This window comes from Actinoplanes palleronii, from assembly GCF_016862315.1.
GTDB classification, from domain to species: domain Bacteria; phylum Actinomycetota; class Actinomycetes; order Mycobacteriales; family Micromonosporaceae; genus Actinoplanes; species Actinoplanes palleronii.
In genome coordinates this window covers 1-22,359 of sequence record NZ_BOMS01000130.1, presented here as the reverse complement: position 1 = coordinate 22,359, position 22,359 = coordinate 1, and the positions used below count along the sequence as shown (strand labels likewise).

General features: G+C 71.7%; 19 protein-coding genes. 14 read left to right on the top strand and 5 right to left on the bottom strand.

Annotation, left to right across the window (positions count from 1 at the left end):
* Positions 1-8 precede the first annotated feature (8 nt).
* Both hydA and Apa02nite_RS38360 read right to left on the bottom strand, forming a co-directional pair.
* Positions 9-1,409, bottom strand: coding sequence for a dihydropyrimidinase (gene hydA, locus Apa02nite_RS38365; RefSeq protein ID WP_203829419.1), 1,401 nt, complete (start codon positions 1,407-1,409; stop codon positions 9-11).
* Entirely contained in the window at positions 1,406-2,248 is an 843-nt protein-coding gene (locus Apa02nite_RS38360) for a nitrilase-related carbon-nitrogen hydrolase (RefSeq protein WP_203829418.1), read from the bottom strand. Before Apa02nite_RS38360 ends, hydA begins: the two co-directional genes overlap by 4 nt.
* A gap of 188 nt (positions 2,249-2,436) precedes the next feature.
* On the opposite strand from Apa02nite_RS38360, the gene Apa02nite_RS38355 reads away from it, so the two are divergent.
* From Apa02nite_RS38355 to Apa02nite_RS38320, 8 genes are all read left to right on the top strand, one after another.
* The gene (locus tag Apa02nite_RS38355; protein ID WP_203829417.1) at positions 2,437-3,801 is read left to right on the top strand and encodes an aminotransferase-like domain-containing protein; all 1,365 of its coding nucleotides are present in this window, start codon (positions 2,437-2,439) and stop codon (positions 3,799-3,801) included.
* A gap of 38 nt (positions 3,802-3,839) precedes the next feature.
* On the top strand, positions 3,840-5,135 hold the full coding sequence (locus tag Apa02nite_RS38350; protein WP_203829416.1) for an aspartate aminotransferase family protein: 1,296 nt from the start codon (positions 3,840-3,842) through the stop codon (positions 5,133-5,135).
* Between the two features lie 162 nt (positions 5,136-5,297).
* Complete coding sequence (locus Apa02nite_RS38345) at positions 5,298-6,203, top strand: sugar phosphate isomerase/epimerase family protein (protein WP_203829415.1); 906 nt, start codon at positions 5,298-5,300, stop codon at positions 6,201-6,203.
* Positions 6,203-8,272 carry a PQQ-dependent sugar dehydrogenase gene (locus Apa02nite_RS38340; RefSeq protein WP_203829414.1) on the top strand — a complete coding sequence of 690 codons (2,070 nt, stop codon included), beginning with the start codon at positions 6,203-6,205 and terminating at the stop codon, positions 8,270-8,272. Before Apa02nite_RS38345 ends, Apa02nite_RS38340 begins: the two co-directional genes overlap by 1 nt.
* A 121-nt stretch (positions 8,273-8,393) precedes the next feature.
* Complete coding sequence (locus Apa02nite_RS38335; protein WP_203829413.1) at positions 8,394-8,588, top strand: hypothetical protein; 195 nt, start codon at positions 8,394-8,396, stop codon at positions 8,586-8,588.
* Between the two features lie 6 nt (positions 8,589-8,594).
* A complete protein-coding gene (locus Apa02nite_RS38330; RefSeq protein WP_203829412.1) occupies positions 8,595-9,146 on the top strand; it encodes a hypothetical protein in 552 nt (183 codons plus the stop codon).
* Between the two features lie 182 nt (positions 9,147-9,328).
* On the top strand, positions 9,329-10,573 hold the full coding sequence (locus tag Apa02nite_RS38325) for an inorganic phosphate transporter (protein WP_203829411.1): 1,245 nt from the start codon (positions 9,329-9,331) through the stop codon (positions 10,571-10,573).
* Between the two features lie 11 nt (positions 10,574-10,584).
* A complete protein-coding gene (locus Apa02nite_RS38320; protein WP_067696338.1) occupies positions 10,585-10,893 on the top strand; it encodes a hypothetical protein in 309 nt (102 codons plus the stop codon).
* Between the two features lie 329 nt (positions 10,894-11,222).
* Here Apa02nite_RS38320 and Apa02nite_RS38315 read toward each other — a convergent pair whose 3' ends face one another.
* The gene (locus tag Apa02nite_RS38315) at positions 11,223-12,320 is read right to left on the bottom strand and encodes a glycerophosphodiester phosphodiesterase (RefSeq protein WP_239164832.1); all 1,098 of its coding nucleotides are present in this window, start codon (positions 12,318-12,320) and stop codon (positions 11,223-11,225) included.
* Between the two features lie 164 nt (positions 12,321-12,484).
* Between Apa02nite_RS38315 and Apa02nite_RS38310 the strand changes: the two genes are divergently transcribed.
* The 3 genes from Apa02nite_RS38310 to Apa02nite_RS38300 all read left to right on the top strand — a co-directional run bounded on the left by Apa02nite_RS38310 (position 12,485) and on the right by Apa02nite_RS38300 (position 15,057).
* Positions 12,485-13,588, top strand: coding sequence for a sensor histidine kinase (locus Apa02nite_RS38310; RefSeq protein ID WP_203829410.1), 1,104 nt, complete (start codon positions 12,485-12,487; stop codon positions 13,586-13,588).
* Positions 13,585-14,235, top strand: a complete 651-nt coding sequence (locus tag Apa02nite_RS38305; protein ID WP_203829409.1) for a response regulator transcription factor — start codon at positions 13,585-13,587, stop codon at positions 14,233-14,235. The genes Apa02nite_RS38310 and Apa02nite_RS38305 overlap by 4 nt, the downstream gene beginning before the upstream one ends.
* A gap of 96 nt (positions 14,236-14,331) precedes the next feature.
* Positions 14,332-15,057, top strand: coding sequence for a DUF2306 domain-containing protein (locus Apa02nite_RS38300; RefSeq protein WP_203829408.1), 726 nt, complete (start codon positions 14,332-14,334; stop codon positions 15,055-15,057).
* Between the two features lie 25 nt (positions 15,058-15,082).
* Here Apa02nite_RS38300 and Apa02nite_RS38295 read toward each other — a convergent pair whose 3' ends face one another.
* Positions 15,083-18,031: a glycine--tRNA ligase gene (locus Apa02nite_RS38295; protein ID WP_203829407.1), complete on the bottom strand. Its 2,949-nt coding sequence runs from the start codon at positions 18,029-18,031 to the stop codon at positions 15,083-15,085.
* 44 nt (positions 18,032-18,075) lie between these two features.
* Between Apa02nite_RS38295 and Apa02nite_RS38290 the strand changes: the two genes are divergently transcribed.
* Positions 18,076-19,218: an acyl-CoA dehydrogenase family protein gene (locus Apa02nite_RS38290; protein WP_203829406.1), complete on the top strand. Its 1,143-nt coding sequence runs from the start codon at positions 18,076-18,078 to the stop codon at positions 19,216-19,218.
* A 53-nt stretch (positions 19,219-19,271) separates the two neighbouring features.
* Here the strand turns inward: Apa02nite_RS38290 and Apa02nite_RS38285 are convergent, their stop codons facing one another.
* A complete protein-coding gene (locus Apa02nite_RS38285) occupies positions 19,272-20,732 on the bottom strand; it encodes a sensor domain-containing diguanylate cyclase (RefSeq protein WP_239164831.1) in 1,461 nt (486 codons plus the stop codon).
* 247 nt (positions 20,733-20,979) lie between these two features.
* Here Apa02nite_RS38285 and Apa02nite_RS38280 point away from each other — a divergent pair, with 247 nt between their 5' ends.
* Positions 20,980-21,531 carry a hypothetical protein gene (locus tag Apa02nite_RS38280; RefSeq protein WP_203829405.1) on the top strand — a complete coding sequence of 184 codons (552 nt, stop codon included), beginning with the start codon at positions 20,980-20,982 and terminating at the stop codon, positions 21,529-21,531.
* A gap of 36 nt (positions 21,532-21,567) precedes the next feature.
* Positions 21,568-22,329, top strand: a complete 762-nt coding sequence (locus Apa02nite_RS38275) for an HAD family hydrolase (protein ID WP_203829404.1) — start codon at positions 21,568-21,570, stop codon at positions 22,327-22,329.
* Positions 22,330-22,359 lie beyond the last annotated feature (30 nt).

The window sequence follows — 22,359 nt, the reverse complement described above, 5'->3', positions numbered from 1 at the left end:
CCCTCCGTTCAGAGCAGGTAGTCGGAGAGGCCGCGCGGGACGTACTTCCCGCGGCCGGGACGGCCGGTGTACTCGCCGTTCCGGGAGATCACCTCGCCGCGGGACAGGACCGTGTCGACCTTGCCGTCGATCTCCCAGCCCTCCCAGGCCGAGTAGTCCATGTTCATGTGGTGCGTCTCGACGCTGATCCGGGTGCGCCCGTTCGGGTCGTAGAGCACGATGTCGGCGTCCGAGCCGGGCGCGATGATGCCCTTCCTCGGGTACATGCCGAACATCCGGGCCGGTGTCGTCGCGATCGTCTCCACCCAGCGGGCCAGCGACAGCTTGCCGTCGACCACGCCCTGGTAGAGCAGGTCCACCCGGTGCTCGACGCTGCCGATGCCGTTCGGGATCTTGGAGAAGTCGCCGATGCCCATCTCCTTCTGATCCTTCATGCAGAACGGGCAGTGGTCGGTCGACACCACGGACAGGTCGTTGGTGCGCAGGCCCTGCCACAGATCGGCCCGGTGGCTCTCCTCGCCGCTGCGCAGCGGGGTGGAGCAGACCCACTTGGCGCCCTCGAAACCGGGCGCGCCGAGCTGGTCCTCCAGGGTCAGGTAGAGGTACTGCGGGCAGGTCTCGGCGAACACGTTGCGGCCCAGGTCCCGGGCGTTGCGCACCTGCTCGAGGGCCTTCGACGCGGACAGGTGCACGATGTAGAGCGGGCAGTCGGCGGCGACGCTGGCCAGCCAGATCGCCCGGCTGGTGGCCTCCGCCTCGAGCTCCTGCGGCCGGGTCAGGCCGTGGAACTTCGGATCCGTCTCGCCGCGCTCCAGGGCCTGCTTCACCAGCACGTCGATGGCCGGGCCGTTCTCCGCGTGCATCATGATCATCGCGCCGTTGTCGCGCGCCTTCTGCATCGCCCGCAGGATCTGACCGTCGTCGGAGTAGAACACCCCGGGGTACGCCATGAACAGCTTGAAGCTGGTGATGCCCTCGGTCGCCACGAGCTGGTCCATGGCCTTGAGCGAGTCGTCGTCGACCCCGCCGAGGATCATGTGGAAGCCGTAGTCGATGTGGCACTGGTCGGCGGTCTTGCCGTGCCAGGCGGCCAGCCCGTCCTGGACCACCTCGCCGTACTTCTGGATGGCGAAGTCGATGATCGTGGTGGTGCCGCCGATCGCCGCGGCCTTGGTGCCGGTGTCGAAGGTGTCGCTGGCCTGTGTGCCGCCGAACGGCATCTGCATGTGGGTGTGCGCGTCGATGGCGCCCGGGATCACGTACTTGCCGGTCGCGTCGATGACCTCGGGGCCCTCGGGCGCCTGGCCGGGTGCGAACAGCGCGACGATGGTCTCGCCGTCGATCAGCACGTCGGCCGGGCTCGCCCCGGTCGGCCCGACCACGGTGCCACCCTTGATCAGGATGCTCACGGTTGCACCAGCCCGTTGTAGCTGTCCGGGCGGCGGTCGCGGTAGAACTGCCAGCGGTCGCGGACCGTGCCGAGCAGGCTCAGGTCCAGGTCCCGGATGATCAGCTCGGGGTTGTGCGTGTCGCCGACCTCGCCGACGAACTTGCCCTCCGGGTCGACGAAGTACGTCTGCCCGTAGAAGTCGTTCTCGCCCAGGTCCTCGACGCCGACCCGGTTGATCGCGCCGATGAAGTACTCGTTCGCCACCGCGCTGGCCGGCTGCTCCAGCTGCCAGAGATAGCTGGACAGGCCCCGGCTGGTCGCCGACGGGTTGAAGACGATCTGCGCGCCGTTGAGGCCGAGCGCCCGCCAGCCCTCCGGGAAGTGCCGGTCGTAGCAGATGTAGACGCCGACCCGGCCGACCGCGGTGTCGAACACCGGGTAGCCGAGGTTGCCGGGACGGAAGTAGAACTTCTCCCAGAAGCCCTTGACCTGCGGGATGTGGTTCTTGCGGTACTTGCCGAGGTACGTGCCGTCGGCGTCCAGGACGGCGGCCGTGTTGTAGAGGACGCCCTCCTGCTCCTTCTCGTACATCGGCAGGATCATCACCATGCCGAGCTCGGCGGCGAGGGCCTGGAAGCGTTCGGTCGTCGGGCCCGGGATGGCCTCGGCGTACTCGTAGAACGCGGCGTCCTGCACCTGGCAGAAGTACGGCCCGTAGAACAGCTCCTGGAAGCAGATGACCTTCGCACCCTGGGCGGCGGCGTCACGAGCGTAGTCCTCGTGTGCCTTGATCATCGATTCTTTGTCGCCCGTCCAATTGGTTTGGACGAGGGCGGCGCGAACGACTCCGGTCGTCATGACGACCCCTTTCTGTTGATCTCCCGCACGCGCAGTGCGCCGCAAAAGCGCCTGTGATCGTGTGTCTACTCCCTGTCATACCACCAGCGCCAGGTCTTGCTTGTCGCCGTCCGATGCCGTAGGACCTTAACGACACACATTCAAGCGAACAATTGCTGGTATGTAACCGATTGTTTCGGAGAGGTAATTTGCTTCCCCTGATCACCGGGGCGGTCGAGGACCGCAGCGCCCGGGGAATTGCCGCGGCCGTGAGCCGATTGATCACCGCCGGCCGGTTGCCGGCGGGGGAGCGGCTGCCCACCGTGCGCGCCGTCGCCGGCGAGCTCGGCGTCAGCCCCACCACGGTCAGCGAGGCCTGGCGCAACCTCACCCTGGCCGGCGCGATCGAGACCCGGGGCCGGTCCGGGACGTTCGTCTCCGGCCTGGCCAAGCCCCGGTTCTCCCGGCTCAGCCGGCCGCCGGTGACCCTGGCGACCGACCTCTCCACCGGCGTGCCGGACCCGGGGCTGCTGCCCGACCTGAGCGGCGCGCTGCGCCGGATCGGGGACGGCCGCTGGGCCGGCAGCTACCTCGACGAGCCGGTGCTCCCGGAGCTCGAAGCGGTGCTGCGCGAGCGCTGGCCGTTCCCGCCCGAGCGGCTCACCGTGGTCGACGGCGCGATGGACGCCCTGGACCGGATCGCCTCGGCGGTGCTGCGCTACGGCGATCACGTGCTGGTCGAGAACCCGGCCTTCCCGCCGCTGCTCGACCTGCTCCAGGCGCTCGGCGCCACCGTGATCGGGGTGCCGCTCGACGAGCACGGCCTCGACCCGGAGGTGCTGCGCCAGGTGCTCGGCGAGCGCCGGCCGGTGGCGCTGTTCCTGCAGCCCCGGGCGCAGAACCCGACCGGGGTGAGCATGACCGCCGGGCGTGCCGCCGCGCTGGCCGGCCTGCTCCGGGACGCGCCCGGCCTGCTGGTGGTGGAGGACGACCACGCCGGGGACATCGCCATCGCGCCACCGGTCAGCCTCGGCACCCACCTGCCCGGCCGGACCGTGCACGTGGCCAGCTTCTCCAAGAGCCACGGCCCGGACCTGCGGCTGGCCGCGATCGGCGGACCGGCCGCCGTGGTCGAGCAGGTGATCGACCGGCGGCTGCTCGGGCCGGGCTGGTCCAGCCGGCTGCTGCAGGGTGTGCTGCTGGACCTGCTCACCGACACCAGGACCATCGCGCGGGTCGCCGAGGCCCGCGGGATCTACGCCGAGCGGCGGGCCGCCCTGCTCGCGGCGCTCGGCGGGCACGGCGTGACGGCCACCGCGGCCGACGGCATCAACCTCTGGATGTCCGTTCCGGATCAGCAGAACGCGATGGTCACCCTGGCCGCGCACGGCATCGCCGCGGCGCCCGGCGCGCCGTTCTGCGTCACCCCGCTCGGCAGCGACCACCTGCGCCTGACCGCCGGCCTGGTGTCCGGCGGGCAGACCGACCTGGCCACGGCGCTCGCCGCGGCCGCCTTCCAGACCGGCCGCGGCAGCGGCCCCCGCGGCCGTGGGCACCCGCACGGCTGGCGGTGATCCCCCGTTCTCGTCGAACTCACGATCAGGAGCCTGACATGTCCCTGCTGGACCGGCATCGCGCCGTGATGCCCACCTGGATGCCCGTCTACTACGGCGACGACGCGCTGGAGATCGTGGCCGGCTCCGGCCGCCGGGTCACCGACGCGGCCGGGCGCTCCTACCTCGACTTCTTCGGCGGTGTGCTGACCACGATGGTCGGCTACGACATCGCCGAGATCAGCGACGCGGTCCGCGCCCAGGTCGGTACGGGCGTGGCGCACACCTCGACGCTCTACCTGATCCGGCAGCAGGTCGAGCTGGCCGAGAAGATCGCCCGGGTCTCCGGCATCCCGGACGCCCGGGTGTTCTTCACCAACTCCGGCACCGAGGCGAACGAGTCGGCGCTGCTGTTCGCCACGAACCTGCGCCGCTCCAACCAGATCCTGGCGATCAAGAACGGCTACCACGGCCGGACCTTCGCCACGATGGCGGTCACCGGGCATCGCAGCTGGTCGTCCAGCTCGCTCAGCCCGCTCACCGTGCACTGGCTCGCGTCGGCCGACCGGCTCCGCGGGCGGATGGCCGGGCTGTCCGACAGCGATCTCATCGACGCGGCGGTGGACGACCTGCGCGAGGTGCTCGCCACGGTCAGCGCCGGCGACGTGGCCGGGCTGATCGCCGAGCCGATCCAGGGTGTCGGCGGGTTCGTGGCCGGGCCGGACGGGCTGCTCGGGGCGTACCGGAAGGTGCTCGCCGAGCACGGCATCCTGCTGATCGCCGACGAGGTGCAGACCGGCTGGGGCCGCACCGGCGACCACTTCTGGGGCTACCAGGCGCACGGCGTCACCCCGGATCTGATCACCTTCGCCAAGGGGATCGGGAACGGGTTCGCGCTCGGCGGGGTGGTCGGGCGGGCCGAGGTGATGAACGCGGTGCCGGCGATCAGCTTCTCCACCTTCGGCGGGAACCCGGTCAGCGCGGCGGCCGGCAACGCGGTGCTCGACTACGTGCTCTCGCACGACCTGCAGGGCAACGCCAAGCGGGTCGGATCGGTGCTGCTGGAGGGGCTGCGCTCACTCTCGTACGACATCGTGGGTGAAGTCCGCGGCCGTGGGTTGATGATCGGTCTGGAGTTCATGCGGCCCGGCACCGGGGAGCCGGACCCGGTCGCGACGCTGCGGGTCTTCGATCTGTGCCGGGCCGGCGGCCTGCTGGTCGGCAAGGGCGGCCTGTACGGCAACGTGATCCGGATCGGACCGCCGCTGACGCTGACCGAGGACGAGGCCCGCGAGGGCCTGGCGATCCTCACCGACGCGATCGCCACCGCCGACGCGGAGTCCCGGATCGCCTGAGCGGTCGTCCGCCGAACCCCGCGCCCGGCTTTCGCTGGGCGTGGGGTTTTGTCGATGGCTCGTGAACTTTCGCTTGTTCTGAAGAAACTTCCCTTCTCTTCAGACGAAACCTCTCGGTAACGTCCCTCAGGCATATCGATTTATCGATAGAGGGGGACCGCAATGTCGCCGTCACTCAGCCGCCGTCATCTTCTCGGCGCCGCCGCAGCCGCGGGCGCCGCCGCCACCGCCGGGATTCCCGGAGCCGCCGCCGCGGGCGGGTCGGGCGCCCCGCACCGGGTGCCGAAGGACCAGATCAGCGTGCAGCTCTACACGCTGCGCGACCAGCTCGCCGTCAACCTGGAGGCGAGCCTCGCCGAGCTCGCCGCGATCGGCTACACCCGGGTGGAGCACGCCGGTTTCGTCGGGCGCACCGCGGCGCAGTTCCGCGCCGCCCTGGACGCCGCCGGGCTGCGCGCCACCTCCGGGCACGTCGGCATCCCGCAGCCGTTCGACGCCGCCACCTGGCAGCGCGCGCTCGACGACGCCGCGGTGGTCGGCAACAGGTTCATCGTCCACCCGTTCTTCGGGCAGGGCGCGTCCGGGCCGATCCGGGACGCCGCGGTCTACCGGGCCTTCGCCCGCGACCTCAACAAGGCCGGTGAGCTGGCCCGCCGGGCCGGACTGGACTTCGGCTACCACAACCACCAGGCCGAGTTCCTCCGCCAGGACGGCACCAGCCGGACCGGGTTCGACATCCTGACCGGCGAGACCGATCCGCGCCTGGTGCACCTCGAGGTGGACCTGTTCTGGGCGTTCCGCGGCGCGCACGACCCGGTCGACCTGATCGCCGAGCACCGCGGCCGGATCAAGCAGGTGCACGTCAAGGACCTGAACGTGGCGGGCAGCTTCGCCGACCCGGGTGACGGCCTGATCGACTTCGGCCGGATCTTCCAGCGGTCCCGGGAGGCCGGGCTGATCGAGTACATCGTCGAGCGCGACGACGCCGGCACACCGCCCCGGACACCCGCCGATGCCCTGGTCACCGCACGGCGCGGGTATGCGTACCTGTCAGGGTTGAGATTCTGATGTTCTCCCGTCTCGCTCTGCTCAGCGCTGTCGGAGTCGCCGTCCTGGCCGCGCCGGCCGTGGCCGTGGCCCATCCCGGTCACGAGTTGCCGCCGTCCTCGGACTTCCAGAAGGTCACCCTCGACGACTTCCCGGGCGAGCCGATCGCGCTCGCTGTGCTGCCGGACCGCCGGGTGCTGCACACCGCCCGCAGCGGCGAGGTGCGCATCCACGAGCCGTCCACCGGCCGCAACGTCCTGGCCGCGAAGATCCCGGTCTACCTGCACGACGAGGAGGGCGTGCAGGGGGTCGCGATCGACCCGGACTTCGCCCGCAACAAGTGGGTCTACCTCTACTACTCGCCGGTGCTGAACACGCCGGTCGACGACCCGGCCACGCCGGCGGTCAACGAGGGCGACGCGCCCGCCGAGGGCACCGCCGCCGACTTCGCGCCGTTCAAGGGCGTGATGCGGCTGTCCCGGTTCAAGCTGGCCGGGAACACGCTGCGGCTGGACACCGAGCAGAAGATCATCGAGGTGGGCACCGACCGGGGGATGTGCTGCCACGTCGGCGGCAAGATCGACTTCGACCGGTCCGGGAACCTGTACCTGTCCACCGGCGACGACACCAACCCGTTCTTCTCCAGCGGCTACGCGCCGATCGACGAGCGGGCGAACCGCAACCCGGTCTTCGACGCCCAGCGCTCCGCGGCGAACACCGACGACCTGCGCGGCAAACTGCTGCGGATCACGGTGGGGCGCAACGGCGGGTACACCGTCCCGCGCGGCAACCTGTTCCGCCCGGGCACCCCGAGGACACGGCCGGAGATCTACGCGATGGGGCTGCGGAACCCGTTCCGGTTCACCCTCGACCCGGTCACCGATGTGGTCTACCTGGCCGACTACTCGCCGGACGCGCAGGTCGCCGACCCGCTGCGCGGCCCGGCCGGGCAGGGGCGCTGGATGGCGATCGACAAGCCGGCGAACTACGGCTGGCCGTACTGCGTGGCGCCGGACCAGCCGTACGTGGACTACGACTTCGCGACCGGGGTGTCCGGGGCGCCGTTCAACTGTGCGAAACCGGTCAACGAGTCGCCGCACAACACCGGGCTCCGGGTGCTGCCGCCGGTCGAGAAGGCCGAGGTCATCTATTCGTACGGCGCCAGCGCCGCGTGGCCCGAGCTGGGCACCGGCGGCATCGGGCCGATGGGCGGGCCGGCTTACCGGTACTCGGAGCGCCTGCGGTCGCCGGTGAAGTGGCCGTCGTCGTTCGACGGGCTGCCGCTGTTCGCCGAGTGGACCCGCGACTACGTGAAGGCGTTCCACCTGGACCGGCGCCACCAGGTCACCCAGATCGACCCGGTGCTGCCGGAGATCGTCTTCGACAACCCGATGGACCTGGAGTTCGGGCCGGACGGGGCGCTCTACGTGCTCGAGTACGGCGACGGGTACTTCAGCGAGAACCCGGACGCCCAGCTGGCCCGGATCGATTACGTGCGGGGCAACCGGACGCCGATCCCGCGGGCCAGCGCCAATCCCGGTGGCGGGCAGGCGCCGCTCACCGTGCAGTTCTCCAGCGCCGGGACGGTCGATCCGGACGGGGACGCGCTGACCTACGCGTGGGACTTCGACGCGGACGGGACGGTGGACTCGACGGCGGCGAACCCGACGTACACGTACACCGTGAACGGGAACTACCGGCCGGTCCTCAAGGTCACCGACAGCACCGGGCGGTCGGCCTCGGCCGAGGTGATCCTGCCGGTCGGGACGCTCGCGCCGCAGGTGACGTTCGTGAGCCCGGTCGCGGGGCAGCCGTTCGCGTTCGGGCAGACCGTGGACTACGAGGTGACGGTCGCCGACGACGCGCCGGTGAACTGCGCGAACGTGACGGTGACGTACATCCTCGGCCATGACCAGCACGGGCATCCGCTGTCCACGTCGTCGGGCTGCACCGGGTCGATCACCACGTTCGTGGACGCCGGGCACGCCGGCGCCGGGAACCTGACCGCGGTGTTCGTGGCGTCCTACACCGACACCGGCAACCCGCCGCAGACCGGGACCGCGACCGTGGTCCTGACCCCGACCAGCTGATCTTTCCGGGAATGAGCCGGCCGGGCCGCATGGCCCGGCCGGCTCGCGGTCTCTCCGCGGCTGACACGGGTCGATACCTTGTCCGGCATGGATGAGGCGGATCTGACCGAGGCCGAGCGCGGTGGCTCACAGCCTGCTCGCCCGCGACGGCTTCGCGAGCCACGGCGAGCTGCGCATGGACGGCGCCGAGATCGGCGGTTCGATCCGGCTCACCGGTGCCGTGCTCGACAATCCCGGCAAATGGGCGGTATACGCGCCGGGCTTGCGGGTCGGTGCGGTCCTCGACCTCTCCGGCGGGGTCCTGGCCGCCGGGTAGGTCCGGTTGAGCAACGCGGTGATCGGCAGCGTGCTCTCGCTCAGCCAGATGACCCTGACCGATCCCGGCACCCGGTCGGTGGACCTGCGCAACACCGCCGCCGCTGAACTGATCATGCGGTTCGCCGCGCGGCTCGCCGAGCTGTACCGCGCCGCCGGGCGGGACGACGACGTCCGGGAGGTGCTGCTGGCCGGGGAGCGCCGCCGCCGGCCCGCGCAGACCCTGGCCGGGCGGTTCTGGGGTGGGCTGCAGGATGTCACCGTGGGTTACGGCTACCGGCCCGCGCGTGCCGCCGGCTGGCTGCTCGGGCTGCTCGCGCTCGGGTGGGTGGTGTTCGGCCTGGTCCCGCCCCGGGCCGCCGAAGCGCCGAAAGCACCCGAGTTCCACGCGCTCGCGTACGCCGCCGACCTGTTACTCCCGGTGATCGACCTGGGGCAGCAGTCGGCGTATCTGCCGCGGGGCTGGACGGCCTGGTTCGCGTACGTCCTGATCGGGGCCGGACTGCTGTTCGCCACCACGGCGGCGGCCGCGATCGCCCGCCGGTTGCGCCGCGACTGACCGAACGGCCGAGGGGTATTAGCTGGGAAATGTTCACCAATCCTTTGTTGACAGACACTGTCCGTGCGCTTCCAGCCACCTGGAGGCAAATTTAGGGAAACATCAGGTTAACGAGAGCGGAATCTTGTACATGTCCCGTTCGGCCTCTGGCAGCCGGCCGGTAACTCGGTAACGATCACGGCGTGACTGAAACATCCGTGATCCTCGCGCTGGTGGTCATGACGGCTCTCGCCTTCGACTTCACCAACGGGTTCCACGACACGGCGAACGCGATGGCCACCTCCATCGCGACCAAAGCCCTGCGGCCCAAGACCGCCGTAGCCCTCTCCGGTGTGCTGAACCTGATCGGCGCCTTCCTGTCCGTGGAGGTCGCGCTCACCGTCACGAACGCGGTGGTCAAGATCCAGGACAAGACCGGTGCCCCCAAGGCCGAGTTGCTCGCCGACCGGGGATCCGGGTTGCTGCTGATCGTGCTGGCCGGTCTGGTGGGCGGTATCGTCTGGAACCTGCTGACCTGGTTGGTCGGCCTCCCCTCCAGTTCCTCGCACGCGCTGTTCGGCGGGCTGATCGGCGCGACCGTCGCCGGGCTCGGCTGGGCCGGCGTCAACTGGAACGGCGACGGCTCGAAGCTCGACGGCGTGGTCGGCAAGGTGTTGCTGCCCGCCGTCCTCTCGCCGGTGATCGCCGCGCTGGTGGCGTCGTTCGGCACCTGGCTGATCTTCAAGATCACGAAGGGGATCTCGGCGCGCTACACCGACAAGGGCTTCAAATGGGGCCAGATCGGTTCGGCCTCGCTCGTCTCGCTCGCGCACGGCACCAACGACGCGCAGAAGACGATGGGCGTGATCACGCTCGCCCTGATCGCCAGCGGTGACTGGAGCGACACCAAGAACATCCCGCTCTGGGTGAAGGTGTCCTGCGCGGTCGCCATCGCGGCCGGCACCTACCTGGGCGGCTGGCGGATCATCCGCACCCTCGGCAAGGGCCTCACCGACATCAGCCCGCCGCAGGGCACCGCCGCGCAGTCCGGCGCCGCCGCCGTGATCCTGGCGTCCAGCCAGCTCGGCTTCGCGCTCTCCACCACGCACGTCGCCACCGGTTCGGTGCTCGGTTCCGGCCTCGGCCGCCCCGGCGCCCGGGTCCGCTGGGGCGTCGCCGGCCGGATGGTCGCCGCCTGGCTGATCACCCTGCCCGCGGCCGGCCTGATCGGGGCCGTGATGTGGTGGATCGGGCACTCGATCGGCGGCCTGGCCGGCGCGATCGTGGTGTTCCTGCTGCTGGTCGCGGCGTCGGTGGCGATGTGGCTGCGGTCGCGCGGCGAGCAGATCGACCACGACAACGTCAACGACGACTGGGACTCCCCGCCGGCCACGACGCCGGCCGACCCGGCCGTCAAGGAAGCCGTCCGCGTCGTCGCGGCGAACTGAGCGGAGGCGACATGCACAACCTGGGATTCGCGCTGGACGGCGCGTGGCGAGTGCTCCTCGCCGGTCTGGTCCTCGGCGCCGGCCTGCCGGTGCTGTTCGCCCTCGGGATCCGCTCGCTGGCCTGGGGTGCCGGCGAGGCCTCGGTCGACGCCACCGGCGTCACCCCGGGCGCCAAGCGCCCGCTCGGCACGGCCGTCGGCTATCTGCTGTTCGCCGTGGTCGTGATCGGCGTGCTGCTCGGCCTGACCTTCATCGTCGCGTCCGGCTTCGGCAACAAGCTCAGCTTCGAGAACATCTACCCCACCATCGTCCCGAAGTAGCCCCACCCGCCCGCTTCGGTCCCCGCAGCACCAGCCCACCCACGGCTGGTGCTGCTCTGTTTCCACCCCCGGCTGGTGCCCACGGCTGTCTCCGGTCCTCGGAGGCAGCCGCCAGCACCAGCCGGGACCGGAAGCCTGCCGCGTGCCGGGACCGGCGGCTGGTTGTCAGGGGTCCCTCGGGGTGCCGGAGGCACCCCTGAGGGACAGCCGGGACCGTGCGGCGCGGCCGGGCCCGGAGTCCCGCGGCCCGGCGCGAGACCATCAGTGAGCGTGGCTCGTAGCCTGCGGACGGGCGCTCCGTACTCGTACCGAATGGGGTGGAAAGCGGTCTAGACCAGACTGCGGGCCAGGACGCCGACGTCGGCCTGGTCGGTGAAGAGTCCGTCGATGCCGGTACGCAGGAAGGTGACCTGCTCGTCGATGGCGCGGCCGTAGGCGGTGACGTCCGCGCCGACCTTGAGCTCGGCCGGCAGGAAGCTGTTCTCGGCGCGGAACGTGTACGGGATGACCTTGAGGCCGGCCCGGTGCGCGTCCTTGACCAGAGCGGTCGGGGTGGCCAGGGTGCCGTCCGCGTTGCGCGGGATGATCTGGCTCTTGTCCGGGCCGAGGCCGTCGACGTATTCGGACAGCTCCTTGAGGCCGACCGGCGTGAGGTAGTCGGCGTAGCTGCGCGGGTCGTTGAACGGGTTGCCGTCCGCGCTGCTGAGGAACACCAGCGGCACCTCGACCCGGTGGTGGTCGGCGAGGGTGCGCAGGTTGACCGCCTCGAACGACTGGACGAAGACCTTCGCGCCCCGGCGGTCCAGGCCGTTGCGGCGCAGGATCCGGACCAGCGGGGTCTCCAGCTCGAGGCCGATGCCGCGGAAGAACGTGGGGTGCTTGGTCTCCGGGAAGACGCCGATCTCCCGGTCCAGCTCGTGGGAGAGGCGCTTGCGCAGGTCCAGGACCTCCTGGAAGGTCGGCACCGGGAACAGGCCGTCGTAGAGCGTGTTGTGCTGGCGGATCGCCGGGATCCGCTCGGTGGCGCGCAGCGTCTTCAGCTCGGCGAGGGTGAAGTCCTGCGTCCACCAGCCGGTGACGCTCACCCCGTCCAGGACGACGGTGCGCTTGCGGGCGGCGAACTCCGGCTTCGAGGCGACGTTGGTGGTGCCGCCGATCTCCGGCTCGTGCCGGCAGACCAGGACGCCGTCCTTCGTGCTGACCAGGTCCGGCTCCATGTAGTCGGCGCCCATCCGGGCGGCCAGCTCGTAGGAGGCCAGGGTGTGCTCGGGCCGGTAGCCGGAAGCTCCCCGGTGCCCGACGACCAGCGTCGACGGGTGCCGGCTCGGCTTGTCGTGCGCGAACGCCGGAGCCGAGATGGCCCCACCCAGCGCCGGGGCGGCGGCGGCCATCGCACCGAAGCGCAGCATCTGACGGCGATCTGCCACGGTTTCCTCCACGGAATCGGCATCCGGCGCTGGTCGCCGTGATGTCCGAAGGGCAGTCGACGCGATCGAATCGTCGCCGAAGCGACGGTTTCGTGGCGTGTCCGCAAACGGCCGGCCAATGGTCGTCCAGGCGCCGGAAGCCCGGCCGGCCGTACCATCGGCGCATGGCCGCCCCGCTCCGATCCCTGCTGGCGGAACCGCGGCCGCCGGGCGCCCCGCCGCTGTCCTGGCGCGACTGGCTGCTGACCGCGGTCTGCGCCGCCGCGGCGCTGCTGGAGGGCGCGCTGCGTCCCGGCCAGCCGGGCGGGGTGGTCGCGGTGCTGCTGGCCGCCGGCCTCGCTCCGGTCCTGCTGATCCGGCGCAGCCGGCCGCTGCTCGCGGTCACCGTCGCGTTCGGCGCGACGCTGATCGCCCCGGCCCTCACCGGCGGGGTCAAGGCGGAGGAGGGCGCACTGGTCTACCTGCTGGTGGTGCTCTACGCGCTGTTCCGCTGGGGTTCCGGCCGGGAGGCCGCGCTGGGGCTCCTGGTGGTCATGGTCAAGCAGGCGGCGGCGCTCGCGCTGAGCCAGGAGCCCGCCGGTGACACCGCGGGCGGGACGGCGATCACGATCGCGGTCTTCGCGCTGGGTGCGGCGGTCCGGTACCGGTCCGGTGCCCGGGCCCGTGAACTGGACCAGGTCCGGGCCACCGAACGCGAGCGCCTCGCCCGTGACCTGCACGACACGGTGGCGCATCACGTGTCCGCGATGGCGATCCGCGCCCAGGCCGGGCTGGCCACCGCGGGCACCCGTCCGGACGCGGCCACCGACGCGCTGCGCCTGATCGAGAACGAGGCGAGACAGGCGCTGGCCGAGATGCGCACGGTGCTCCGCGCGCTGCGCACCGACGAGCCGGACACGCCGCGCCTCGCCGACCTGAGCGGTCTGGCCGCGGGCGCGGGCCCGCCGGTGGAGATCGAGGTCGGTGCCGGTCTCGGTGCGGTGGCGCCGGCGATCGGCGCGGCGGTCTACCGGATCGTCCAGGAGGCGGTCACCAACGCGCGGCGGCACGCCCGGGGCGCGACACACATCCGGGTCCGGGTCACCGCGGAGGAATCACGCGTGCGCCTGCGGGTCGAGGACGACGGCGCGGCTCCGGTTCCGCGTGCCACGATCGAGGGGTACGGGGTGAGCGGCATGCGGGAGCGCGCCGAACTGCTCGGCGGCACGTGCGTGGCCGGACCCGGCCCGGAGCGTGGCTGGCATGTGGAGGCGGTGTTGCCGTCGTGACCCTGCGGGTGCTGGTCGCCGACGATCAGGAGATCGTCCGTACCGGACTGACCATGATCCTCAACGTGCAGCCGGGCATCCAGGTGGTCGGCGAGGCGGCGAACGGGCACCAGGCCGTCGAGTTGGCCCGCCGGCTGCGCCCGGACGTGTGCCTGTTCGACATCCGGATGCCCGGGATGGACGGGATCGCCGCGACCCGGGAACTGGCCGGTCCCGGCGTCGCCGACCCCCTCGCGGTCGTCGTGATCACCACGTTCGACCTGGACGAGCACGTCTACGGGGCGTTGCGGGCCGGCGCCCGCGGGTTCCTGCTCAAGGAGGCCGGTGCGGAGCTGCTGGCCCAGGCGGTCCGGGCGGCGGCGGCCGGCGACGCGATCATCGCGCCCGCGGTGACCGGACGGTTGCTGACGGCGTTCGCCCGCAGCGGCGCCGGCGGCCCGCTGCGGCAGCCGGTCGAACCGCTGACCGGCCGGGAGGAGGAGGTGCTGCTGGCCGTCGCCGCCGGTCGGACGAACCTCGAGATCGCCGGCGCGCTGTTCATCAGCCTCAGCACCGTGAAGACCCACGTGGCCAGTCTGATGGCCAAGCTCGGGGCGCGGAACCGGGTCGAGATGGCCATCTGGGCATACGAGACCGGTCGCCGGTAACGGCCGGAAGTACGGTTCTTCCCCGTTCCCCGGCAGGAGCCGGGCCCGGTCCGCGGGCCGATGCCCCGGCCCACCCCGGACGGCCACGATCGACGCATGACGAATGCGGCGCTGGAACCGGCACGGTCCGACAGCGGCACCCGGCCGGAACCGGCCGGTGAGCGCGGTGCGCGCCGGCGGCGCGGCGGCTGGCGGATCCCGGCGGCCCTGATCGCGCTGAGCCTGGTGCCGTCGCTGGCGGGCGCGCACCGGCTCGGCGAGCTGGCCACCGGTGTCCCGGTCACCGCGGAGAACGCCCGCTTCTTCGCGATGCCGGCGCCGGTCGTGGCGCACATCGTCGCCGCGGTCCTCTACTGCGTGCTGGGCGCGTTCCAGTTCGCTCCGGCGTTCCGGCGCCGGCGGCCGGCCTGGCACCGGGTCGCCGGCCGGATCCTGGTCGCGGCCGGGCTGGTCGTGGCGGTCAGCGGGATGTGGATGGCGGTCGCCTACGACCTCCCGCCGATCGACGGCGCCGTGGTGGAGGTGACCCGCCTGATCGTCGGCACCGTCATGATCGTGGCGCTGGTCCTGGCCGTGCTGCTGATCCGCCGGCGTGACATCGCCGGTCACCGGGCCTGGATGATCCGGGCCTACGCCCTCGGCCAGGGCGCCGGCACCCAGGTCTTCACCCACCTGCCGTGGACCCTCGCGATCGGGACGCCCGGCGTCGGCGCCCGCGCGTTCCTGATGGCCGCCGGCTGGGTGATCAACATTCTGGTCGCGGAGTGGATCATCCGAGGCCGCCCGGTCCGCCGGGCCCGCCCGGTCCGCCGCCCGGCCTGACGGCCCGGGCGGCGGCGGGTGGGACTCAGAGGCGCAGCGCCGGCCAGTCCAGCAGGCCGTCGCCCAGGTCGCGGACCGTGGCGAGCAGGCCCAGGCGGGCGGCCCGGATCGCCGGGTCGTCCGCCATCACCAGCACGTCGTCGAAGAACGTGTTGACCGGGCCGACCAGCGGGCCGGTGGCCGTGACGAACCGGGGCAGGTCGATCAGGGCCGGGTCGAGCGCGGCGCGGACCGTGGTGACCGCGTCGTGCAGGGCCAGCTCGGCGGGCTCCTTCAGGGCGCCCACGTCGTACGTCGCGGGGGTCCCCTCCGGAACGATCCGCCGCGCCCGCTGGATCGCGGCGGTGACCGAGGCGAAGTCCGCGTCGCCGACGGCCGTCGCGAGCTGGGCGAGCAGCGTGTCGGCCACCGACGGCCGGGCGAAGTGCGGCAGCACGGCCCGCACCCGGTCGACCGGCTGGCCCTCCTCGGTCAGCATCTGCTCGAGACGCTTGGCCAGGAAGTCACCGGTCGCGGCGAGCACCTCGGCGGAGACCGGCACCGGCTGCGCGGCGGCGGCCACCGACAGCGCCTCCACCAGCGACAGCGACGCGAACTCCGGCGTGGACCGGTGCACCGCGAGCAGGCCGAGCACCGCCCGGCGCACCGCGAACGGGTCGCTGGACCCGGTCGGCAGCCCGACCGTGGCGGCCAGGCCGGTGACCAGGTCGAGGCGGTCGGCGAGGGAGAGCAGGGCGCCCGGGATGGTCCGGGGCAGCGCGTCGCCGGTGTTGCGCGGCAGCTCGGCCTCGAACACCGCCTCGGCGACCGCCCGGGACTCACCGGCGCGCAGCGCGTAGTCCCGCGCCATCACCCCGGCCAGGCTGGTCATCTCGGTGACCAGCTGCGAGCCCAGGTCGAACTTGACCAGCTCGGCGGCCCGGGTCAGGGCCGGTGAGCCGAGGCCGAGCCGCTCGCCGAGCTGGCCGGCGAGCGTGCCGATCCGGTCGGCGCGGTCGGCCATCGAGCCGAGCTTGTCAGTGAACGTGAGCCGGGTCAGCTTGGCCCGCATGTCGGCCGGCGCGGTGTCCAGGTCGGCGCGGTAGAAGAACCGGGCGTCCTCGTACCGGGCGCGCAGCACCGCCTCGTTGCCGGTGCGGACCAGCTCCACGTCGACCGGGCCGTTCGCCACCGTGACGAACATCGGCAGCAGCTTGCCGTCCTCGTCGCGGACCGGCAGGTAGCGCTGGTGCTTGCGCATCACCGTGGTGAGCACCGCGTCCGGCAGGGTCAGGTAGCCCTCGTCGAACGTGCCGAGCAGCGGCAGCGGCTGCTCCACCAGGTCGGTGATCTGGTCGATCAGCGCGGACTCGCCGGCCACGTCGATCCGCCCGTCCGGGTAGACCAGGTCCTGCGCGCCCACCACGATCAGCTCGCGCCGGTCGTCGTGGTCGGCGACGATGCCGTTGACGCCGAGCGTCTCCACGAACGTCTCGGCCGAGGCGATCTCGACGATCGGCGTGGCCGCGGTGCGCAGCAACCGGGTCTGGCGACCGGCCGCCAGGGTGGACACGGTGACCGGCACCACGTCGTCACCCCAGAGCGCGGTCAGCCAGCGCAGCGGCCGGCTGAACGCCAGCTTCGGGTCGTTCCACCGCATGTTCTTGGCCGAGCGCAGCCCGCCGACGACCTTCGCCAGGACCGCGGTCAGGACCTGCGGTGCCGCGCCACCGGATTCCTGCTTGCGCAGGACCAGATGGGGTACGCCGTTGAACTCCTCGGTCGCCAGCTCCTCGGGGGTGACCCCGTGACCCCGCGCGAAGCCCTCGATGGCCTTCGCCGGTGCCGACGTCTTGGGCCCGCGCACCGTGCGGACGAAATCCTCCTCCCGCGCGGCCACGGCCTGGACCACCGCGATCAGCCGCCGCGGGGTGCCGAACACCCGGATCTCGCCGTGCTCCAGCCGGGTGGCGGCGAGCCCCTCGGTCAGCAGGCGCTGCAGCTGCGCGCGGGCGTTGCGCAGCTCGGCCGGCGGCAGCTCCTCGGCACCGATCTCGAAGAGCAGGGTGCGCGGCCGGTCACCGGTCTGCGCGGCGCCCGCCGGACGGGCCGGTTCGAGGTCGGCGACCAGGCCGAGCGGGTGCTCCAGCTCGGCGCGGCGGGCCACCCAGAGCTTGGCGACCTCCCCGGCGAGCCGGCGCATCCGGGCGAACTCGGAGGCCCGCTCGGCGGTGGAGACCGCGCCGCGCGAGTCGAGCACGTTGAACGCCTGCGAGCACTTGAGCACGTAGCTGTGCGCGGGGACCGGCAGCCCGGCGTCGATCATCCGCTGTGCCTCGCCGGCGTAGAGCTCCAGCAGCCGGCGGTTCGCGTCGATGTCGGCGTCGTCGAGGTAGTAGCGGGACATCTCGTACTCGGCCTGGCCGAAGACCTCGCCGTAGCTGACGCCCGGCGCGTACTCGATCTCCTTGAAGTGCTGCTTGTCCTGCAGCGCCATGATGATCCGCTCGATCCCGTAGGTGATCTCCACCGAGGGCGGGTCGAGGTTCAGGCCACCGGCCTGCTGGAAGTAGGTGAACTGGGTGATCTCGAGCCCGTCGAGCCAGACTTCCCAGCCCAGGCCCCAGGCGCCGAGTGCGGGGGAGGCCCAGTTGTCCTCGACGAAGCGCACGTCGTGCGCGGCGACGTCGATGCCGAGGGCGGCCAGACTGCCGAGGTAGAGCTCCTGCGGGTTGCCCGGGTCGGGCTTCAGGATCACCTGCATCTGGGTGTGTGTCTGCAGCCGGTTCGGGTTCTCGCCGTACCGGGAGTCGTCGGGCCGCACCGATGGCTCGACGTAGACGACCCGCCACGGCTCGGGACCGAGTACCCGCAAGAATGTGGCCGGGTTCAAGGTGCCGGCGCCGACCTCGGTGTTCATCGGCTGGACGATCAGGCATCCCTGTTCGGTCCAGTACGCCGTCAACCGGGTCAGAGCCTCCTGCATGGTGAGCATGCGCCGAAGTCTAGGGCGCGGCCCCGCTGGGCATGTAAGCGAATATGCTCGCCGGAGATCTTTACGCCTTTCAGGGACTGCTGTCCGAGGACGAGGCCGCGACCGTGCACCGGGTCCGCGACTTCCTGACCGCCGAAGTGGTCCCGATCGCCAACGACCACTGGGCCCGGGCCGAGTTCCCGAGTCACCTGATCAAACAGTTCGCCGGGCTCGGCCTGGCCGGCCACGAACGCTCCTCGTTGCTCAACGGCTGGCTGGCGCTGGAGATGGCGCACGCGGACGCGTCCATGGCCACGTTCTACGGCGTGCACGCCGGCCTCGCGATGGGCAGCATCCAGACCTGCGGCTCGCCGGAGCAGCGCGAACGCTGGCTGCCCGGGATGACCGCGTTCGACCAGATCGGCGCGTTCGCGCTGACCGAGCCGACCGGCGGGTCGGACGTGGCGGCCGGTCTGCGCACCACGGCCCGCCGCGACGGCGACACCTGGGTGCTCGACGGGCAGAAGCGCTGGATCGGCAACGCCACGTTCGCCGACCTGATCGTGGTCTGGGCCCGCGACGTCGCGGACGACCAGGTCAAGGGCTTCGTGGTGCCCGGCGACGCGCCCGGCCTGACCGCCACCAAGATCGAGAACAAGATCGCGCTGCGGATCGTGCAGAACGCCGACATCGAGCTGGTGGACGTCCGGGTGCCGGAGACCGACCGGCTGCAGAACGCGAACTCGTTCAAGGACACCGCCAAGATCCTGCGGGAGACCCGCAGCGGGGTGGCCTGGCAGGCGGTCGGCGTGATGCTGGCGGCCTACGAGATCGCCCTGGCGTACGCCGGCGAGCGCGAGCAGTTCGGCCGCCCGATCGCGAAGTTCCAGCTGGTCCAGGACCTGCTGGTGCGGATGGTGGGCAATGTGACCGGCGCGCTCGGGATGTGCGTGCGGCTGGCCCAGCTGCAGGACGCCGGCCAGTACCGGGACGAGCATTCGGCACTGGCCAAGGCGTACTGCACCACCCGGATGCGCGAGGTGGTGGGCTGGGCCCGTGAGCTGCTCGCGGGCAACGGCATCGTACTGGACTACAACATCGGGCGGTTCGTGGCGGATGCGGAGGCGCTCTACTCGTACGAGGGCACCCGTGAGATCAACACGCTGATCGTGGGCCGGGCGATCACCGGCCACGGGGCGTTCGTCTGAGCTCTCTCCTCGGCGTTCTCCTTGGCGTCCTTTTCGGCGTTTTACCTGGCGTTCTACTTGGCCAGGTGCACGCCGCCGCCGGAGCGCTTGGCCAGGTACATCGAGGCGTCGGCGTCCTTCAACAGGGTGCCGAACTCGACGGCGTGCCGCGGGAACAGGGCGACGCCGATGCTGGCGCCGATCTTGACCTCGCGGCCGTCGATCTCGAACGGCTCACGCAGCCGCTCGCAGATCAGCTCGCCGACCTCGACCGCGGACCGGTCGTCCGGATTGCCGGTGAGCAGCATCGAGAACTCGTCGCCACCGAGCCGGGCGGCCATGTCCGGCCAGCGGACCAGCGCGTCCAGCCGCATCCCGACCAGCTGCAGCAGCACGTCGCCGGCGTGGTGCCCGATGGTGTCGTTGACCTGCTTGAAGCCGTTCAGGTCGAGCATCAGTAGCGCCATCCGGGTGCCGGTGCCCATCGCTATCTCGATCGCCTGCTCGCCCCGGTCCAGCAGGTGCTTACGGTTCGGCAGCCCGGTCAGCGAGTCGTGGAACGCCTGCCGGGTGAGCTCCTGCATGTGCATCTGGTTGGCCTGGCGCATCCGGGCGCTGTCCATGATCAGCGCGCCCTCGGCGGCGAGCTGCTGCGCCAGGATGCGGTCCCGGGCGGTCCACTCGCGGGTGCCCGAGGAGTCGCCGCACATCACCATGCCGACCGGCCCGAAACCGGACATCAGCGGCATCGCGATGAACGAGCCCAGCCCCAGCGTCTGCGCCATCCCGCCGAGCCGGGTCTTGGTGGTGGACGCGTTGTTGATCAGCGAGGGTTCGCCGGACTCCACGATGCTGCGCCAGACCGGTGACTCGATCGCGGGCTTGCCGACCAGGTTGGTGCGCAGCTGGTCGAGGCGCTCGTCCGGGCAGCCGACGCCGTAGACGTACCGGATCCGCCCGTCGTTGTCGATCAGGTGCAGGCTGGCGTGCTCGGTGCGGAACGCCGTGGCGCACGAGTGGGTCAGCAGCTCGGCCGCCTCCTCCACGCTGCCCGCGGTCATCCCCTTCTCGAACAGCTCCTGGATGGTGGAGCTGGTGTGCGCCACGAACTGCCGGGCCTTCTCCGCGGTCAGGCCCTGCAGGGTGGTGGCGAAGTGCAGCGCCACCGTCGAGATGGTGTCCTGGCGCAGCTCGGCCAGGGTGTCGCCGGTGAGCAGCAGCACACCGACGGTCTGGCCGCCGATCCGCAGCCGGATCGCCATCTGCTGACCGCTGATCACCGGCGGACCACCGGCCGCGGCCCGGAACACCTTGCCGGCGACCATCTGGTCCCGGCGCCCCGGCTCGCCGAACTGGGCGGTGCCGGTCATCAGACCGGTCTCCGAGTCCAGCTCGAAGACGGTCGCCGCGGTCAGCCCGGCGAGTTCCCGCAGGTGCGGTGTCATCAGGTCGAGGACGTGCTGGACCGAAGGGGTGTCCTTGGTCATGAAGCCGACCAGTTCGGCCAGCAGCAGGACCTGCCGGTCCGGCGTCACGCCTGTGTCGCCGGGGGCCTCCATCAGAGGTCCGGCTGTGTGCAATCCGCTGCCCACGCTCATGGTCCCCAAGGTCGGCACTCCGGGCCCGGGGTTGAGCCGTGAAGGCCGAGACCCGGGTCGCAGTTCGGGAGCGGATCCCCGCCGCGGCCCACCCGGACGACTGAAAACGACGTATGCCCTGGTAATCGACTCGCTGGCCGGTTAGCGTCGAGGAGACCCGCGTGCTGAACGAGCCGGAGGGCCAGTGGACGCGTACCGGAAAACCGCCCCGCCCGCCCGGCCCCGCTCCCGGGCGGTGACCGTCGCCGCGATCACCGTCTTCGGCGCGGCCGCACTGACGGCTGCGATCCTGGCCCGGTTCGACCGGGCCGCCCCGCCCACCACACTCGTCCCGCTGCTGCCGGCCGCCCAGCCGACCGTCGGGTTCGGCCCGAGCCCGGAGTCCTGGCCGCTCGGCACCGGCCCGCAGGCCGAGCTGGAATTCACCCACCGCGACGACCTGGCCGCCCTCGACCTGCTCGGCCAGTACGCCGCCGAACTCGCGGCGCCCCCGGCCGGCCGCACCGACCCGGCCGCGGTCCTCGCCGAGCACCAGCGCCTGCGCCGCGACCTGGCCAGCGACGACCACCAGGTGGTGCTGCTCCGGAGCACCGACCTGAACCATCCGGTGAGCGAGCCGGGCAGCTGGCTGACCGTCGCGCTCGGTGACTTCCCGGACCAGGACGCGGTGACCGTCTGGTGCCACACGATCAGCGCGGCGCACTGTGTCCCCCGGCGCCTCGACCCACCCCGCTGACCCGGTGCACCGCGCCCGGTCCGGGATGATCGGGCCATGGCGATCCAGGCGTTGATCTTCGACTTCGACGGGCTGCTGATGGACACCGAGGCCACGCTGCTGGACAGCTGGCAGTGGGAGTGGCGTCAGCACGGGCTGGAACTGGACACGTCCGGCTTCTTCGCCGAGCACGGCGGTGACGTGAGCGAGTCGCGGTACACGGCGCTGGCCCGCGCGGTGGGGTCCGGGTTCGACCGTCCGGCCAGTCACTCGCGGCGGATGGCGTACCGGGAAAAGATCCACACCACCCTCGGTCTGATCGACGGCATCGGTCCCTGGCTCGCCGCCGCGCAGCGGCGCGGGCTGCGGCTCGCGGTCGCCAGCAGCTCACCGGCCACCTGGGTGCGCCCGAACCTGGCCCGGACCGGCGACCTCGCCCGCTTCGACGTCCTGGCCTGCGGCGACGAGGTCGACCGGCACAAACCGGACCCGGCGGTGTACCGGCTGGCGCTGTCCCGGCTCGGGGTGCCGCCGGAGGAGGCGGTGGCGTTCGAGGACAGCCCGCACGGGGTGGTGGCGGCGCAGGCCGCGGGACTGCGGTGCGTGGCGATCCCGAACGGGTTCACCGCGCGGGATCGTTATGCGCACGCGGATGTGCTGCTGGACAGGGCTGCGGGGGTGGCGCTGGAGGAGGTGCTGGCGCGGCTGCCGGGGGGAGCTTCCGCGGGGGGAGCTTCCGCGGGGGGAGCTTCCGCGGGGGGAGCTTCCGCGGGAGGAGCTTCCGCGGGGGGAGCTGGAAGATCAAGTTCAAGGGCTTGAGGTCGTGCGTTCGCCGGGGTGCGGATCGTC